Raw genomic sequence first — 15,978 nt, 5'->3', positions numbered from 1 at the left:
CGTTAATCCTGAACGGCTTTGGCAACCGCGATACAGGTCGTCAGCCAGCCCGGCTCGGTCCTTTCGCCGTCGTGGACAGCCCACATCGCATTGATCACCATCCGCACCACCACCCAGGCCCGCGCCCGGTCCTCGTCGAACCCGGCCGCGTCGACCAATGTGTAGAAACGCCTGCGGATTCCGCCGCGAACATCACCGGCCACGTCGTCCATGCGGTTCCACAACATCGGCGCGATCTCGTAGTGCGGGTCGCCGTTGACGGGTTTGGGGTCGATGACCAGCCAGGGCTGACGCTGGCCGGCCAGCGCGTTCCCGTAGTGCAGGTCGCAGTGGATGACCCGCGCGGTGGCCTCGCTGTCCGCGGTCAGGTCAGCGCTTTGGCTGAGTGCCTGTTCCACCAGCCGGTGCGGAATCGGTGCGCTGCGCGGCAGCTCGGCCAGTTCGGCGGTCCAGCGGTCGAGATAGAACGTCAGCGGTCGCAGTTGCGGCAGGGCCGGAACGTGGATCTGCCGGTACAGGCCGGCGACGACGTGGCAGGCCTCGAGGTCGGTGACCGAGGTCAGGTCGTCGGCACCGATGCGTTCCAGCAGAAGTGCGCGGCGATGTGGGTCAGCACTGAGCAGACGGACGGCCCCGGCGCCGCCCCAACGGCGCAACGCCAGGTGCTCGTGTTCGGATTCGTCGTCGGGGAAACTGAGCTTGAGCACGGCGTCGGCGCCGTCCGGCGTGCGGACCGGCACCACCAACGAGCAGTACCCGTGAGTGGCGGGCCCGTCGGGGCGAAGCTGCCACTGGGTGACGATGTCACGGGTCAGTTTGGGCAATGACTCGATCCACGCCGCCCACTGCGGCCCGCGCCCCGCCATCGCCCGCACCCCGGCAGGCAGGTCGGTCACGTCTCGGGTTCGTCGGGGTGCTCGCTGGGCGGCTCGCTCGGTGGGGGTGGCTTGTTCAACCAGTCCTTGAGCCGAAAGAGCTGGCTGGCCACGATTCCGAGGCCCACCAGCAACAGCCCGACGACGATCCAGATGGTCATCGCCATCGAGCCTACGCACGCGTGTGGCCGGGCAGCGCTTTTGCCGCCTAGTCTTGCGCGAGTGTCCGAAACGTCCGTCGACCAGGTGCGCCAACTGCGCGCCCGCCTCGACGGATTGACGATCCGCGACGCCGCCCGGCTGGGCCGCCGGTTGAAGTCGCTGCGCGGGGACGTCTCCGAGCAGACTCTGCGCCAGCTGTCCGAGCAATTCATCACCGCCGAGGCGCTGATCGCCACCCGCACCGCCGCCGTCCCGGCCATCACCTACCCCGATCTGCCGGTCAGCGACCGTCGCGCCGAGATCGCCAAGGCCATCACCGAGAACCAGGTTGTGGTCATCGCCGGCGAAACAGGCTCGGGTAAGACCACCCAGCTGCCGAAGATCTGCCTGGAACTGGGTCGCGGCATCCGGGGCACCATCGGTCACACCCAGCCACGCCGGTTGGCGGCGCGCACGGTGGCTCAGCGCATCGCCGACGAATTGGGCAGCCCATTGGGCGAGACGATCGGCTACACGGTGCGCTTCACCGATCAGGCCAGCGACCGCACGCTGGTCAAGTTGATGACCGACGGCATCCTGCTCGCCGAGATCCAGCGCGACCGGCGGCTGCTGCGCTACGACACCCTGATCCTCGACGAGGCCCACGAGCGCAGCCTGAACATCGACTTCCTGCTGGGCTACCTTCGCGAGTTGCTGCCCCGCCGACCGGATCTCAAGGTGATCGTCACCTCGGCCACGATCGAGCCGGGTCGATTCGCCGCCCACTTCAACGACGCCCCGATCGTCGAGGTGTCGGGGCGGACGTACCCGGTGGAGATCCGGTACCGGCCGCTGGAAGTGCCGGTGGCGGTGGATGATTCGGACGATCCCGACGATCCCGACCACGAGATCGTGCGCACCGAGATCCGCGACCAGACCGAGGCGATCGTCGACGCGGTTCGCGAACTGGAGTCTGAACCGCCCGGTGACGTCCTGGTGTTCCTGTCCGGGGAGCGTGAGATCCGGGACACGGCCGAGGCGTTGCGCGACCTGAAGAACACCGAAATCCTGCCCCTGTACGCGCGACTTCCGACGGCCGAGCAGCAGCGGGTGTTTCAGCAGTCGCGGACCGCGAGACGAATCGTGTTGGCCACCAACGTGGCCGAGACGTCGCTGACGGTGCCCGGTATCCGGTATGTCGTCGATCCCGGCACCGCCAGGATCTCGCGGTACAGCCGGCGGACCAAGGTGCAGCGCCTGCCGATCGAACCGATCTCGCAAGCCTCGGCGGCCCAGCGGGCCGGGCGGTCCGGTCGCACCGCACCCGGCGTGTGCATCCGGCTGTACTCCGAGGAGGACTTCGCGGCGCGGCCGCGCTACACCGATCCGGAGATCCTGCGCACCAACCTGGCCGCCGTGATCCTGCAGATGGCGGCGCTGCAACTCGGCGACATCGAGAGCTTCCCGTTCCTGGATCCACCCGAGCAGCGCAGCATCCGCGACGGTGTTCAGCTGCTGCAGGAATTGGGCGCCTTCGATTCCGCGGGCGCGATCACCGACATCGGCCGCCGGTTGGCGCAATTGCCCGTCGATCCGCGGCTGGCGCGGATGATCGTGCAGGCCGACGCAGAGGGTTGCGTACGCGAGGTGCTGGTCCTCGCCGCGGCCCTGTCGATTCCCGATCCCCGCGAGCGACCCGCCGACCGGGAGGAGGCGGCACGGCAGAAGCATGCCCGGTTCGCCGACGAGCATTCGGACTTCGTCTCCTTCCTCAACTTGTGGCAGTACCTGCGTGAGGAACGAAAAGCCCGATCCGGTAGTGCTTTCCGGCGCATGTGCCGCGAGGAGTTCCTGCACTACCTGCGAATCCGGGAGTGGCAGGATCTGACGGGTCAACTGCGCAGCATCGCCCGCGATATCGGGATACGGGAGTCCGACGACCCGGAGCCGGTCGATCCGGCCCGGGTGCACGCCGCCCTGGTCGCGGGCCTGTTGTCGCATATCGGTCTGCGGGAAGGGGATTCGCGGGACTACACCGGCGCCCGCAACCCGAAGTTCGTGCTCGCGCCGGGATCAGTGCTGACCAAGCGGCCACCGCGCTGGATCGTGGTGGCCGACCTGGTGGAAACCAGTCGGCTGTACGGACGCATCGCCGCGCGCGTCGACCCCGAGATGGTCGAGCGGGTCGCCGGTCATCTGGTGCAGCGCACCTACAGCGAGCCGCACTGGGACGCCAAGCGCGGCGCGGTGATGGCCTTCGAACGAGTGACGCTCTACGGGCTTGCGCTGGTGCCGCGCCGGCGGGTCGGCTACGCCAGCGTCGACCCGGTGGTGTCTCGCGAACTGTTCATCCGGCACGCCCTGGTACAGGGTGAGTGGCAGACTCGCCACCACTTCTTCGCCGACAACGCACGGCTGCGCGAGGAGCTGACCGAACTGGAGGAGCGGGCACGGCGCCGTGACCTACTGGTCGGCGACGACGAGGTCTATGCGCTCTACGACAACAGGATTCCGCCGCAGGTGGTCTCCGCGCGGCACTTCGACGGCTGGTGGAAGAAGCAGCGGCACCGCACACCGGAGTTGCTGACCTTCACCCGCGAGGATCTGCTGCGCGTCGACGACGAGAACGCCGAGCGTCCGGACAACTGGCAAGCCGGGGACCTGTCGCTACCGCTGACCTACCGGTTCGAGCCGGGCGCGTCCGATGACGGTGTGACCGTGCACATTCCGGTCGAAGTGCTGGCCCGGCTGGGCGGCGACCAGTTCGGTTGGCAGGTACCGGCGCTACGCGAGGAGTTGGTGACCGCGCTGATCCGGTCGCTGCCGAAAGACCTGCGGCGCAACTTCGTTCCGGCCCCCGACACCGCGCGGGCGGTGCTGTCCGACATCAACGCGGGTCAGGAGCCGCTGCTGGAGGCCCTACAGCGCGAATTACACCGGCGCACCGGCATTCTGGTGCCGATCAGCGCTTTCGACCTGGCGAAACTCCCACCTCATCTACGGGTGACCTTCGCTGTCGAGGCGGCCGACGGTACCGAGGTGGCTCGCGGCAAGGACCTCGACGTACTGCAGCGTCAGCTGGCCGGATCGGCCCGTCAAGCGGTGGCCGATGCCGTCGCCAGCGACCTGGAACGCAGTGGTCTGCGCGCGTGGCCCGACGATCTGGATCGCCTGCCGGACAGCGTCGAACGTACCGTCGGCGGCCATCTCGTGCGCGGCTACCCGGCTCTGGTGGACGCCGGTGCGGGGGTGGACGTGCGGGTGTTCGCCACCGCGGCCGAACGCGACGCCGCGATGAGAGCGGGCATCCGGCGACTGCTGCGCTTGACGGTGCCATCCCCGGTGAGATCGCTGGAGAAGGGCTTGGATCCGCGCACGCGACTGGTGTTGGGAGCCAACCCGGACGGCTCGCTGGCCGCCCTATTGGACGACTGTGCCGACGCCGCCATCGACGTCCTTGCGGCCCAGCCGGTCTGGACCAAGACCGAGTTCGCCGCGCTGCGGGACCGGGTGGCCGCGGCGCTGCCGTCGACCACACGGGACATCGTGGCCCGGGTGCAGAAGGTGCTGGCCGCCCTGCAGGAAGTGGAGCTCGCGCTGCCGGACAAGCCATCGGCGGCACTGGCCGACGCGGTCGCCGATATCCGGGATCAGTTGGGCGGATTGGTCGCCGGACACTTCGTCACCGTGACCGGCGCCACACGGCTGGCCGACCTGACCCGCTATCTCACCGCGATTTCACGCCGCCTCGACCGGCTGGCCCAGGCCCCGCAGGCCGACCGCGAGCGGATGCAGCGTGTACACGCCGTCGAGGATGCCTACACCGAATTGCTCAATGCCCTGTCGCCCAGCCGCGCTGCGGCAGCCGATGTGCGCGATATCGCATGGCAGATCGAAGAATTCCGGGTCAGCTTGTGGGCTCAGCAATTGGGCACCCCCAGACCGGTCAGTGAGCAGCGCATCTACCGCGCGATCGACTCTGTTCTGGCTTGAGCCGGAAAAGCAAGAGGGGCACCCGAATCGGGTGCCCCTCCGATGGAATCCGCTGGGGGATTAGCGGCTTCCATGCACTGTGGTGTCTACGTGCGGCGCGGTCGCCGACGGGCCGATGTTGTTGACCCAGTCGTTGTGACCGAGGTCGGCCTGCGCGGGCGCGGCAAGTCCGAGAACCGCGGCGGTCATGGCGCCGGCGATCGCAGTGGTGAGTGCGTACTTCTTCATGTCTGTTTCCCTCTTCCTCAACGGCCGGAGTGGATTTCCGTGCCGCTGACATGTCCCAACGCCACCGGGGGGCGCAGTAATTCCGCTGGCAGCAGATGATCGCCGGTTGGCAGGAATTGAGCCTTGTCCACCGATCGGGGGACACCGAATTCCACCTGGTCATCCACCGGCTGCCGGACATACATCGAGGCCTGGATGCGAGATCGTTTCACCACTGGCGAAGAACCAAGGCCCACACAGACAAGTCACAGACGACAAAGAGGAATGACCGACATGACCACCATGACCTGGATGAAGCGATTCGCCGCCGGTAGCGCCCTGGCCGCGGGCTCCGCACTGTTCGCCTTCGGTTCCGCCACCGACGCCATGGCTGAAACCAGCCCCTTCAGCGGCGGCCCCAACCTGAATCAGCCCGGCCACCATCAGACCTTCCCCGGCCAGCACAACTTCCCGGTGCCCGGCTCGATCGCCCACCACCATCACCAGTGGCACCGGGCGGGCTAGGCGCCCCAGACCCCCCAAAGAAAACCCGTCGGGCGGAGAAGCTCTCGCTTCCCCGCCCGACGGCTTTGTCAGGCAAGGCTCCTAGCATGGGGCGATGCCCACGCCTGCGACGAAACCGCTCGACCTGGTCCTTGCTGGTGGCGGCGTGAAAGGCATCGGGCTGGCCGGTGCCGTGGTCAGGTTGATGGAAGCGGGATACCGGGCCTACCGGGTGGCCGGCTCCTCGGCCGGCTCGATCGTCGGGTCGATCGTGGCCGCGGCCGCCAAGAACGACCAGCTGACCCCGCACGAGGTTCGCGACCTCGCCCTGAGCATCGACTACCGCAAGTTCTTGGATCCCGGCCCCGTCGAACGCCTGCCGTTGCTCGGGCCGTCGTGGGCGATCCTGCAGGGGACGGGCATCTACCAGGGTGATTACGCACACGATTTCATCGCCGATCAGCTGCGCGATCTCGGCGTCAGCACGTTCGGCGATCTCCGGATCGATGACGACGAGTTGCCGCCGGAGCAGCGTTACCGCCTCGTCGTGACCGCCGCCGATGTGACGACAGGGCAGCTGGTCCGGCTGCCGTGGGACTACCGCCGGGTCTACGGGCTGGATCCCGACGAGCAGCCGGTCGCCGACGCGGTGCGCGCCTCGATGTCGATCCCGTTCTTCTTCAAGCCCGTCACACTCACCAGCGCAGCGGGTCGGGAGTCGACGCTCGTCGACGGGGGCCTGCTGTCGAACTATCCGATCGACTCACTGGACCGCCCCGACGGCAAGAAGCCGCGCTGGCCGACCTTCGGTGTGACGCTGCTGCCCGACCTGCCCGAGCACAACGACAAGGTGATCCCCGCGCTTGCACCGTTGCGGCACTTCGGCGGACCGAGCCTGTTGGAGGACGTCATCACCACGATCCTGGTCGGCCGTGATCAGGCTTACCTGAACCTGCCGTGGGTGAACTGCCGCACCATCAGGGTGGACTCGACGAATGTCGGGGTGCTGGATTTCCACATCAAGCAGCGTGAGATCGACGCGCTCTACGCGCGGGGGTACGACGCCGCCACCAGGTTCCTGTCGACTTTCGACGAGCGGGAGTGCCTCGACCGATTCCGCTAGGCGCGCTCGGCGGCAGGAATCCGGCGGCAGGCGTCGAGCAGTGCGCCGAAGGCGTCGTCGTCCGTGGTATCGGCAGGCACCGGTAGGTTGATTCCGGTGCACAGCCCCGAATACCACCGGGACAAGATGACGGGAATCTCCTGATACGTGCCCTGTGGGACAAGCTGATTCATTACATCGTCGGTGAGAATGGTTGGTAGATCGTCCCATTCGGAGCGCTGGGCCATCGCACTGAGCGCCGCCCCGGCCTCGGCAAGGCCGAAGTCCTCCAGCTGCCGGCGGTAGGCCGGTGTGCTGTACAGGAACGCCAGCTCGGAGCGGCGCTGCTCGCGCAGTGCGGCGACGGCGTCGTCGGTGGCTGCCGTCATGACATTCGGGTTGGCGACGACGGCCAGTGGTCCGCGCCCGGCGCGCGCTGCGCCCTCGGCGAGGGCGGGCAGAGTGCGGGATTTCAGGACCACCGGGTGCGAGTTGGTCGGGTGGCAGACGAAGCCGTCGGCCAGCTCGCCGGCCATCGCGCACATCCGCGCATTCACCGCACCCGTCCAGATCTGCGGGGCAGGATGCTCGAGCGGGCCGGGGTTGAAATAGGGCTGGAGTCGCTCGAAACGGTAGTGCGGCCCAACATAATCCAGCTTCGCACCGGTCTGGAAGGACGCGAAGATCGCGCGCAGCGCCCTGATGTAATCGGCCAGGCGGGCCACCGGCTCGGACCACTGCGCCGAGAACCGGCCGACGATGTTGCCGCGCACTTGGGAGGCGATGCCGAGCTGAAACCGGCCGCCGGAGTAGCTCGCCAGATCCCACGCCGCGTAGGCGGTGATCATCGGGCTGCGCGGAAAGGCCAGCACCATGCTGGTGCGCACGGTCACCCGCTCGGTGTGCTGCAGCGCCAGCGCGGCGACCGTGAAGGGATCGTGGACGGTTTCAGAGATGTGGATGACGTCGAACCCCAGACGCTCGGCTCGCGTTGCCCACGAACCGATTTCGCCGGGGCCCATCTTCGCCGGGGCCGAGGTGACCAGTTCCATGGTGCTCATCGCGCCAGCCCGTCGACGATCAGTGAGGTCGTCTGCTCGACCCAGTGCTCGTCGAGCGCGCGCTCGTTGGCCAAGGCCATCATGACCGTGCCGCCGATCGTGTCCAGCAGGATGCGGGCGTCGACATCCTTGGCGGCGCGGTCCGCGGCGGCGGCTTCGTCGAGAAACTGTTGCAGCCGAACGTAAGTACTGCCCTGCAAGCGGCCGAGCAGGCGCGCCGACAGGCCTGGCTCGGCGGGTAGCTCGGCCATCAGGCCTGACATCGCCGTGTGGACGGCCGGGCTGCTGAACAGTTCGATGCTGGCCTGCAGGAGCCCGCGGATCGCCGACTCGACGTCTCCGGTCAATGGCAGTTCGGCGCCGGGCGGGGTCGGGAAGACCGCCTCGTAGACGAGTTCGAGTTTGGTGGGGAAGCGCCGGTACACCGCAGGCGGGGTGGCACCGGCTCGGGCTGCGACCAGCGGAATGGTCAGGCGCGCATAGCCGACTTCGCCGAGCAACTCGACGGTGGCGCGCAGAACCGCGTCGTCGATACGGCTGTCCCGGGGTCGTCCCTGCGGCCGCCGGGGAGCGCGCTGCTTCTTCGTTGACTCCATTACGTTAAGACCGTAACGTAATCCGACGTCCGGGGCTACCTGCCCCACCGCGCCGGGAGGTGGCTGCCATCGCCATCGAGACACCGCCGAGGCCACTGCCGATTCGGGTCATGAACGTGGCCTATCGCGGTGCACGCGGGATCGGGCGGCACCCGTTGATCTTGCGCAAATCCGTACTCGTGGACCGTGCGATACGTCGTGCAGGAGGCCTGACCGATTTCGGCGACCCGCGTTTCGAGGCCGGCCTCGATCGGCTGATCGCCTCGCTGGAAGACGAGGATCGACTCAGCGGATTCGGCCGGGTGCTGGCCGGCGCCCATCTGTCGAACCTGCTGCGGCAGCGGCTGTTGTTGACCGAACACATCCGCCGGAATCCCGAGATTCGTGAGGAGAAGATCGAACGCCCGATCTTCATCATCGGCGCACCTCGCACCGGCACCACGGTCACCCATCATCTACTCAGCCAGGACGGCGGCTTCCGCTACCCGCTCACCTGGGAATGCGACGAACTGCACCCACCGCTCGATCCGGCGACCATGGACCATGACCCGCGAATCAAGCGCAGCGAGAAGCAGATTCGTCGTGGCATGAAGATGGCGCCCAACCTCGACGCCGCCCACCCGGTCGGTGCGTGGGAGGCCCAGGAGTGTGCGCTGCTACACGCCTACGCCTTCCACAGCGACACCTTCCACGTGATGTTCAACTGCCAGGACTATGCGCGCTGGCTGACCGAGCAGGATCTGCGTTGGGTGTATGAGGAGCAGAAGCTGCTGCTGCAGTACATGCAGAGCGGCGGCCTGCGTCCGGCGACCAGCTGGCTGCTCAAGACGCCTCCGCACATGGAGAACATCCACAACATCCTTGCGGTGTTTCCCGACGCCCGGTTCGTCACCACCTATCGTGAGCCCACCGAGATCGTCGCCTCTGGTTGCAGCCTGGCCGGCACCGTGTTTCACATGGCCGTCGATGATCCTGACTGGCACGAGCATGGCCGCTTCATGCGCTGGCGCACCACCAGGATGCTCGAACGCAATGTCGAATTACGTAGGCAATACGTCGATCTCGCCGACCGCTTCGTCGACTTCCCGATGCGGCGCATGGTGAGCGATCCATTGGCCTGCGTGGAGGAGATCTACGACCGATTCGGGATCGATCTGGACGACCACAACCGCGCCACGATGCGGCGCTTCGTCGACGAACGCGGGCTGGCCAGGCGCAAGCCGCACGTATATCGCGCCGAGGACTACGGACTGGACATCGACGAGCTCTGGCCGCAATTGCAGTTCTACCGCGACTTCTACGGAATCGAGGACGCCCGATCGTGACCACCGACGAATTGCGCTCAGCATGGCGGGGATTCAACGACCTCAACTCCGAGCTCCTCGAACTCGCGCTGGCTGACGGCGATCTCGACGAGGGGTCGGCTGCCACGCTGCTGGTCCGACTTGTCGGCCACATCCAGTACATGGGGTTGCTGCTGCGCAGCGACCCGGCCCGACCCACGCTGATCAATGCTCAGTACTCGCCATGGAATTGGGGCCATTCAAATCCCGACACCCTCTACCTGTCGGCACGCATCGACGACGCCCACGACTATCGGGTATTCGGCACGCTGGGGTCGGTGTCGCAGACCACCTTCGGTGTGTACACCGGCAAGGGCGATCAGGGCACCGCGGTGAAAGTGCTCGCCGATGATCTCGATGTCGCCGATGATGGGACGTTCGAGATCATCTTCGGCCGAGAACGGCAGGGCAGCAATTGGTTTGAATTGCCACCGGGGGCAGACTCGTTCTGTGCTTACCAGACCTACGGGGACTGGAACCGGGAGGCCAAGGGCACGATCCGCATCGAATGCCTAGGCGAACCCGCAGGCGCGGATCCGCCGTCGCTCGCCGCGTCGACCGAGGCGTTCGGCGCGAACCTGACCGCGTCGCGCGAGCTGTTCACGATGTGGGTCAAGGACATTCCGGCACGGGTGTTCGGCGCGCTGCCGAAGAACGTCGCGATCCCGCCGATGCAACCGCCGACGGCGATGGCGGGCGCGTGGTTCGTGCCGATAGCCTGGGAGCTGGGCGAGGACCAGGCGCTGGTGATCGACTACCAGATTCCCGACGGCAGCCCGTATGTCGGGATCTGCCTGACCGACCGGTGGAGTGCGATGATCGACATCGAGAGCCGGCAGACGAGTCTGAACCTCGGGCAGTCCCAGATCGCCGATGGACACGTACGAATTCTCCTGTCCACTAGAGACTTCGGAGTGCCCAACTGGCTGGACGCCCGGGGCTATCGCGGCGGGGTCGTCACGTGGCGGGCCACCACTCCGACACAGCCGAGCCCGCCGGTCGTCACCGTCATCGGCACCGATGAGATCGATCGGTACTTCGATGCTGCCCAGCGCCTCACACCGGCCGAACGCGCCGCGGCCCTGGCCAGACGCCACGCGCACTTCGCCGACCGTAACCTCCCCTGAGGATCCGGTGTCCCCCGATCGGCGGACACCGGATTCATCCCGGCCATGGCCCGGTCGCCCGACAGACATCGGGGCTCTTGTGCGCGATTCTTTTGTTACCCGGCAAACCGGGTGAAGCACGAACAGAACGAGCACGACATCATGACCATCACGACCACCAACACCTCGACCACGATCTGGTTCAAGCGCATCGCCGCAGGCGCAATCCTGGCTACCGGCTCAGCGCTGGTCGCCCTGGGAGCCGCACCTGACAGCTTCGCGGACAGCACCGGCCCCAACATGAGCCATCCGACGACGCACCCGGCGTTCCCGCACCAGACGAATCAGCCCCAGCCGGGGACCTCGATCCATCATCACCACCAGTGGAATCGCCACCGTAACGGCTGACGAGCCGGGCGTACCACGGAAACCGTTCGGGTGCGAGAAGGTCTCAGCACTTCTCGCACCCGAACGTTTCTGTTTTCCGGTTCAGACAGGCAGGCCGTCGGCGACCCTCGTGCCACCTTCGGTGCTCGCGTCGTCCAGAACGAAATCGGCGACCCGGGACCGGTGCTGCTCGGCGCTGCCCAACAGAGCGGCGTCAGTGGCCGCACGCTTGAAGTACAAGTGCGCCTGGTGTTCCCACGTGAAACCGATACCGCCGTGCACCTGAATGGTGTCGGCGGCGATGTGGCTGAGCGCCGCGGAAGCCGTCGCCTGGGCGATGCTGACGGCGAGAGCCGGGTCGTCGGAGCCGTCGGACAGCGCCCATACCGCGTGATACGCGGTGGAGCGGGCGTGCTCGAGATCCACCAGCATGTCGGCCAGCTTGTGCTTGATCGCCTGGAACGAGCCGATCTGCCGGCCGAACTGCAACCGCGACTTGGCGTACTCGACAGCCAGGTCGAGCAGATGCTGTGCGGCGCCGACCTGTTCGACGGCCAGCAGCGCCGAACCCACCTGGAGTGCGTGCGTGATCACCCGTTCGGCTTCCTCGGGCCCGGCCAGCAGCCGGGCAGGAGAGTCGCTGAAGGTGATCGTGGCCTGCGGGCGGGTCAGGTCCAGCGTCATCAGCGAGGTGCGGTCGGTGTTCTTGGCATCCACCGCGTACAGCCCGATGCCGTCGGAACTCCGTGCCGCGACCAGGATTTCGTCGGCGGCGGCACCGTCGACCACACGCTGGACGGTGCCGGTGACCGTGTCGCCGCTGGCTGTCACCGTCACCGCGGCCGGATCGAACGCGCCAGCGCTGTCGGAGACGGCGAACGCCGCGGTACGGGTGCCTTCCACGAGTTGGGCCAGCAGTTCATCGCGGGCCGCGCCGGCCGGACTGGCCACCAGCGCAGGGACCGCGAGATACACCGTGCCGAACAGCGGGCCGCAGGCCAGAGTGGCGCCGAACTGCTCCACCGCAACGGCCTGGTCGACCAATGAGCCGCCCACGCCACCGTCGGCCTCGGGTACCGAGAGCCCGAGCACGCCGAGCTCGGCGCCGAGCCGGTTCCACACCTTGGTGTCGAACGGGACGTCGGCTTCCATCAGCCGGCGCACCGTTGCCTCGTCGAAGTTGTCGGCGCAGAACTTGCGCACGGCGGCGCGCAGATCCTGCTGCTCCTCGGAAAATGAAAACTCAGCCACGGGGGATCTCCTTCCAAGGCATGCCCGCATCGGCACGCAGATCGCCGGGTAGGCCCAGCACCCGCTCGCCGAGGATGTTGCGCATCACCTCGGTGGTGCCACCCTCGATCGTGTTGGCGCGGCTGCGCAGGTAGCGCTGCTGAATCGGCCCGCGCCAGTCGCCCGCGTCACCGGAGCCATCGGCCAACGCGTAGCTGTCGTACAGAATCCCTTCGGGCCCAAGCAGATCCATGCACCACTCGTAGATGTGCTGATTGAGCAAGGCGCCGACCAGCTTGCCGACCGAGGCCTCGGGACCCGGGCCGCCAGCGGTCGCCGACGCGCGGGATCGCTCCGACGTCAGCCGCTGGGCTTCAGAGCGCAACCACAACTGCGCCAACCGATCCCGTAGCACGGGGGTGTGCAGATCGGGGCGCGAGGCCCACAGCGCCGTGGCGTCCTTGATGGTGCCACTGCCGCGACGGCTGCCGCTGGCGCCCAGGGCGCTGCGCTCGTTCATCAGGGTGGTCATCGCGACGTTCCAGCCGTTGCCGACCGCGCCGAGGCGGTGGGTGTCGGGGATCCGGGCGTCGGTCATGTAGACCTCGTTGAACTCGGCCTGTCCGGTCATCTGGCGAAGCGGACGGGTCTCGACTCCCGGGGCGTGCATGTCGAGCACGAAGTAGGTCAAACCCTTGTGCTTGGCGATGTCGGGGTTGGTTCGTGCCAGCAGCAGACCCCAGCGGGCACGGTGCGCCAGGCTGGTCCAGACCTTCTGGCCGTTGATCACCCACTCGTCGCCGTCGGGCACCGCGGTCGTGGCCAACCCGGCGAGATCGGAGCCGGCGCCGGGCTCGGAGAACAGCTGACACCAGATGTCTTCGGTGGTGGCCAGCGGGCGCAGCAGCGCCTTCTTCAGGTCGTCGGACTGGGCGTGCTCCCGGACGGTCGGGGCGGCCATGCCGTAACCCATCGGGTTGAGGCCCAGCGGTACCGGACCACCGGCACCCTGCAGGATCCGATCGGCGACGGCCTGCACGCCTCGCGACAGGCCAAGCCCACCCAAGCCCTCGGGAAAGTGCACCCAGGACAGGCCGGCGTCGTAACAGGCGCCGAGGAATTCCGGAATCGGGACGTTCTTCGGATCGTGGTCTGCCACGACCCGCCGGGCCAGGTCTTCGACCCGCTCGGCATCAGCGACGGTGCTCATTCCGACACGATATGAAACCAGTTGTTGTCAGTTGTTGGCAGGTGTCAAGTTTTGGGCCGGCAGGCCTGATTCGGTGCCCTCCGGCGCCCGGTAGCCTGCAACTAGAACGTGTTACAGTTCGGCCGCGGTAGGAGGTTGCATGACAGTCACGCCGAACCGGGCCGGGTCTCTATATCTGGTGACCGTGGCCTACGTCCTCGCGGTGGGAGCCGGCGCGGCCTGGCTGCTGTACGGGCCGTCGGCGACCGGGCGATTGTGGCTAGACGCGTTCATCGCCGACGTCATCGCCACCCTGGTGGTCTTCGTCTTTTCCCGCGCCTATCGCAACTCCAGCTTCTACGACGCGTTCTGGAGTGTGATCCCACCGCTGCTGCTCGTCTACTGGTGGGCCGCGGGTCCCCTGGGTTGGGATTCGCTGCGCTGCTGGCTGGTCACGATCGTCGTCATGTACTGGGCGGTGCGCCTGACCGGCAACTGGGTGTACAGCTTCCCCGGCCTGCACCACGAGGATTGGCGCTACCCGCTGCTGCGCGAGAGCGCGGGACGGTGGGAGTTCTTGGCCGATCTGTTCGGCATCCATCTGGTTCCCACCGTGCAGGTGTTCCTCGGGATGCTGCCGGTCTACATCGCGGTGACCACGCCTGGCCCGGGCCTGGTCTGGCTGAGCTGGGTGGCGTTCGCGGTGGGGATCGCCGCGGTGACCCTCGAGCTGGTGGCCGACACCCAGATGCACCGGTTCGTGCGCGACAAGCAACCCGGTGCCGTGATGGATCGCGGGTTGTGGTCGTGGTCGCGGCATCCGAACTACTTCGGTGAGATCAGCTTCTGGTTCGCGCTCGCGCTGTTCGGCGTGGCCGCCGCCCCGGCGTCGGCCTGGTGGCTGTTCATCGGCGTGGTCGCGATGCTCGCGATGTTCCTGGGTGCCAGCATCCCGATGATGGAGAAGCGTTCTCTGGCGCGGCGCCCGCAGTATCAGGACGTCATCGACCGAGTGCCGATGCTCATTCCCCGCCCACCCCGCAAGGCCGCTGAAAGAGGAGAGGTATGAGCGCCAAGCCACGCGTCGTGATCGCCGGGTTCGGTGACAGCGGACTGCTCACCGCGATCAAGCTGGGTAAGCATGCCGACATCGTCGGCATCTCGGCCAAGCCCGCACTGCTCAGCGGTCAGGAGTTGGGCTTGCGGCTGGCTCGCCCGAAGGATTGGGCACGGGACAACTGGGTCTCGTTCGACAAGTACCGCGCGCTGGATCGGGTGCGCACCGTGCAGGCCACGCTCACCGGTCTGGATCTGGAGCACCGAACGGTCCACGGCACGGCGCCGGACGGAACGCCGGTCGCCGAAAGCTATGACGTGCTGGTCATTTCGACCGGGGTGCGCAACGGGTTCTGGCGCCAGCCCACCCTGCAGACCCCGGAGGAGATCGCCGCCGACCTGACCGCCACGCACGACCGGTTGGGTGCGGCCTCCTCGGTGATCATCATCGGCGGCGGTGCCGCGGCGGTCAGTGCCGCGGCCAATATCGCCACTGCCTGGCCGGGTAAGAAGGTCGACCTCTATTTCCCCGGCGAGCGGGCGCTGACCGGTCATCACGCGCGGGCGTGGGAGAAGTTGCAGGGCAAGCTCATTGGGCTCGGGGTCGGTTTGCACGCCGGGCATCGTGCCGTGCTGCCCGACGGTTTCGACGGCAACGAGATCACTGATGCGCCGGTGCAGTGGAGCACGGGGCAGCCGGCGGCGAAGGCCGATGCGGTGCTGTGGGCGATCGGGCGGGTCAAGCCGAATACCGAATGGCTGCCGCCCGAACTGCTCGACGAGGAGGGCTTCGTGAAGGTCACTCCGGAACTGCAGCTGTGCGGGCATCACCGCGTATTCGCAATCGGCGACGTGGCCGCGACCGATCCGCTGCGCGCCTCGGCGCGGGCCAGGGCGGACTCCCTACTGGCTCACAACATCAAGGCCACGCTGGCCGACCGCCCCCTGAAGCGCTACCGGGCGCCGGGGCGGCGGTGGGGGTCGATCGTCGGGATCCAGGCCGACGGTCTGGAAGTGTTCGCCCCCAACGGCAGCGCCTTCCGGTTCCCCGCCTGGTCGGTCGACCGGGTGGTGATGCCGTGGATCGTGCGCCGCGGCATGTACAAGGGTGTGCGAAAGAACCAGCCGCTGGCCTGAATGGGCAGGTGCGGGCGCCCCGCTGCCGAGTGGGCAGCGGGGCGATCGACG

Annotated in this window: 15 protein-coding genes; 8 read left to right on the top strand and 7 right to left on the bottom strand. The window is 67.3% G+C overall.

What is annotated here, in order from left to right:
* Positions 1–2: 2 nt before the first annotated feature.
* Both EV580_RS14680 and EV580_RS33745 read right to left on the bottom strand, forming a co-directional pair.
* A complete protein-coding gene (locus EV580_RS14680; RefSeq protein ID WP_133691887.1) occupies positions 3–896 on the bottom strand; it encodes an aminoglycoside phosphotransferase family protein in 894 nt (297 codons plus the stop codon).
* Positions 893–1,036, bottom strand: a complete 144-nt coding sequence (locus tag EV580_RS33745; protein WP_166654709.1) for a hypothetical protein — start codon at positions 1,034–1,036, stop codon at positions 893–895. The genes EV580_RS14680 and EV580_RS33745 overlap by 4 nt, the downstream gene beginning before the upstream one ends.
* Between EV580_RS33745 and hrpA the strand changes: the two genes are divergently transcribed.
* Positions 1,029–5,009 (top strand): ATP-dependent RNA helicase HrpA, encoded by a 3,981-nt coding sequence (hrpA, locus tag EV580_RS14675; protein WP_502703928.1) that lies wholly within the window; start codon positions 1,029–1,031, stop codon positions 5,007–5,009. The genes EV580_RS33745 and hrpA overlap by 8 nt on opposite strands.
* A 60-nt stretch (positions 5,010–5,069) precedes the next feature.
* On the opposite strand, the gene EV580_RS33740 is transcribed toward hrpA, so the two are convergent.
* Positions 5,070–5,237 (bottom strand): hypothetical protein, encoded by a 168-nt coding sequence (locus tag EV580_RS33740; protein WP_166654708.1) that lies wholly within the window; start codon positions 5,235–5,237, stop codon positions 5,070–5,072.
* A gap of 273 nt (positions 5,238–5,510) precedes the next feature.
* Here EV580_RS33740 and EV580_RS14670 point away from each other — a divergent pair, with 273 nt between their 5' ends.
* On the top strand, positions 5,511–5,741 hold the full coding sequence (locus EV580_RS14670) for a hypothetical protein (protein WP_133691885.1): 231 nt from the start codon (positions 5,511–5,513) through the stop codon (positions 5,739–5,741).
* 94 nt (positions 5,742–5,835) lie between these two features.
* Positions 5,836–6,843, top strand: coding sequence for a patatin-like phospholipase family protein (locus tag EV580_RS14665; protein ID WP_133691884.1), 1,008 nt, complete (start codon positions 5,836–5,838; stop codon positions 6,841–6,843).
* Here the strand turns inward: EV580_RS14665 and EV580_RS14660 are convergent.
* Both EV580_RS14660 and EV580_RS14655 read right to left on the bottom strand, forming a co-directional pair.
* Positions 6,840–7,874 carry a TIGR03617 family F420-dependent LLM class oxidoreductase gene (locus EV580_RS14660; protein ID WP_133692248.1) on the bottom strand — a complete coding sequence of 345 codons (1,035 nt, stop codon included), beginning with the start codon at positions 7,872–7,874 and terminating at the stop codon, positions 6,840–6,842. The genes EV580_RS14665 and EV580_RS14660 overlap by 4 nt on opposite strands.
* Positions 7,875–7,879: 5 nt before the next feature.
* Entirely contained in the window at positions 7,880–8,479 is a 600-nt protein-coding gene (locus EV580_RS14655; RefSeq protein ID WP_133691883.1) for a TetR/AcrR family transcriptional regulator, read from the bottom strand.
* Between the two features lie 59 nt (positions 8,480–8,538).
* On the opposite strand from EV580_RS14655, the gene EV580_RS14650 reads away from it, so the two are divergent.
* The 3 genes from EV580_RS14650 (at position 8,539) to EV580_RS14640 (ending at position 11,336) form a co-directional block, all read left to right on the top strand.
* Positions 8,539–9,804 carry a sulfotransferase family protein gene (locus EV580_RS14650; RefSeq protein ID WP_286171562.1) on the top strand — a complete coding sequence of 422 codons (1,266 nt, stop codon included), beginning with the start codon at positions 8,539–8,541 and terminating at the stop codon, positions 9,802–9,804.
* Positions 9,801–10,949 carry a hypothetical protein gene (locus EV580_RS14645; RefSeq protein WP_133691882.1) on the top strand — a complete coding sequence of 383 codons (1,149 nt, stop codon included), beginning with the start codon at positions 9,801–9,803 and terminating at the stop codon, positions 10,947–10,949. The genes EV580_RS14650 and EV580_RS14645 overlap by 4 nt, the downstream gene beginning before the upstream one ends.
* 141 nt (positions 10,950–11,090) lie before the next feature.
* Positions 11,091–11,336, top strand: coding sequence for a hypothetical protein (locus EV580_RS14640; RefSeq protein ID WP_133691881.1), 246 nt, complete (start codon positions 11,091–11,093; stop codon positions 11,334–11,336).
* 81 nt (positions 11,337–11,417) lie between these two features.
* Here the strand turns inward: EV580_RS14640 and EV580_RS14635 are convergent, their stop codons facing one another.
* Complete coding sequence (locus EV580_RS14635; RefSeq protein WP_502703927.1) at positions 11,418–12,596, bottom strand: acyl-CoA dehydrogenase family protein; 1,179 nt, start codon at positions 12,594–12,596, stop codon at positions 11,418–11,420.
* Positions 12,559–13,755, bottom strand: a complete 1,197-nt coding sequence (locus tag EV580_RS14630; RefSeq protein WP_133691879.1) for an acyl-CoA dehydrogenase family protein — start codon at positions 13,753–13,755, stop codon at positions 12,559–12,561. The genes EV580_RS14635 and EV580_RS14630 overlap by 38 nt, the downstream gene beginning before the upstream one ends.
* A gap of 139 nt (positions 13,756–13,894) precedes the next feature.
* On the opposite strand from EV580_RS14630, the gene EV580_RS14625 reads away from it, so the two are divergent.
* Both EV580_RS14625 and EV580_RS14620 read left to right on the top strand, forming a co-directional pair.
* Positions 13,895–14,803, top strand: a complete 909-nt coding sequence (locus EV580_RS14625; RefSeq protein WP_208114610.1) for a DUF1295 domain-containing protein — start codon at positions 13,895–13,897, stop codon at positions 14,801–14,803.
* Complete coding sequence (locus EV580_RS14620) at positions 14,800–15,927, top strand: FAD-dependent oxidoreductase (protein ID WP_133691878.1); 1,128 nt, start codon at positions 14,800–14,802, stop codon at positions 15,925–15,927. The genes EV580_RS14625 and EV580_RS14620 overlap by 4 nt, the downstream gene beginning before the upstream one ends.
* Positions 15,928–15,978 lie beyond the last annotated feature (51 nt).

Origin of the sequence: Mycobacterium sp. BK086 (assembly GCA_004362315.1) — a bacterium.
Lineage (GTDB): Bacteria > Actinomycetota > Actinomycetes > Mycobacteriales > Mycobacteriaceae > Mycobacterium.
The sequence above is the reverse complement of the archived record's forward strand: the minus strand, read 5'-3'. Positions and strand labels throughout refer to the sequence as shown.

Excerpts from the sequence above, each read along its gene's own strand:
- hrpA (WP_502703928.1), top strand. The coding sequence starts at position 1,029 with ATGGTCATCGCCATCGAGCCTACGCACGCGTGTGGCCGGGCAGCGCTT.
- EV580_RS33745 (WP_166654709.1), bottom strand. The coding sequence starts at position 1,036 with ATGACCATCTGGATCGTCGTCGGGCTGTTGCTGGTGGGCCTCGGAATC.
- EV580_RS33740 (WP_166654708.1), bottom strand. The coding sequence starts at position 5,237 with ATGAAGAAGTACGCACTCACCACTGCGATCGCCGGCGCCATGACCGCC.
- EV580_RS14670 (WP_133691885.1), top strand. The coding sequence starts at position 5,511 with ATGACCACCATGACCTGGATGAAGCGATTCGCCGCCGGTAGCGCCCTG.
- EV580_RS14665 (WP_133691884.1), top strand. The coding sequence starts at position 5,836 with ATGCCCACGCCTGCGACGAAACCGCTCGACCTGGTCCTTGCTGGTGGC.
- EV580_RS14660 (WP_133692248.1), bottom strand. The coding sequence starts at position 7,874 with ATGGAACTGGTCACCTCGGCCCCGGCGAAGATGGGCCCCGGCGAAATC.
- EV580_RS14655 (WP_133691883.1), bottom strand. The coding sequence starts at position 8,479 with ATGGAGTCAACGAAGAAGCAGCGCGCTCCCCGGCGGCCGCAGGGACGA.
- EV580_RS14640 (WP_133691881.1), top strand. The coding sequence starts at position 11,091 with ATGACCATCACGACCACCAACACCTCGACCACGATCTGGTTCAAGCGC.
- EV580_RS14635 (WP_502703927.1), bottom strand. The coding sequence starts at position 12,596 with ATGCGGGCATGCCTTGGAAGGAGATCCCCCGTGGCTGAGTTTTCATTT.
- EV580_RS14630 (WP_133691879.1), bottom strand. The coding sequence starts at position 13,755 with ATGAGCACCGTCGCTGATGCCGAGCGGGTCGAAGACCTGGCCCGGCGG.
- EV580_RS14625 (WP_208114610.1), top strand. The coding sequence starts at position 13,895 with ATGACAGTCACGCCGAACCGGGCCGGGTCTCTATATCTGGTGACCGTG.
- EV580_RS14620 (WP_133691878.1), top strand. The coding sequence starts at position 14,800 with ATGAGCGCCAAGCCACGCGTCGTGATCGCCGGGTTCGGTGACAGCGGA.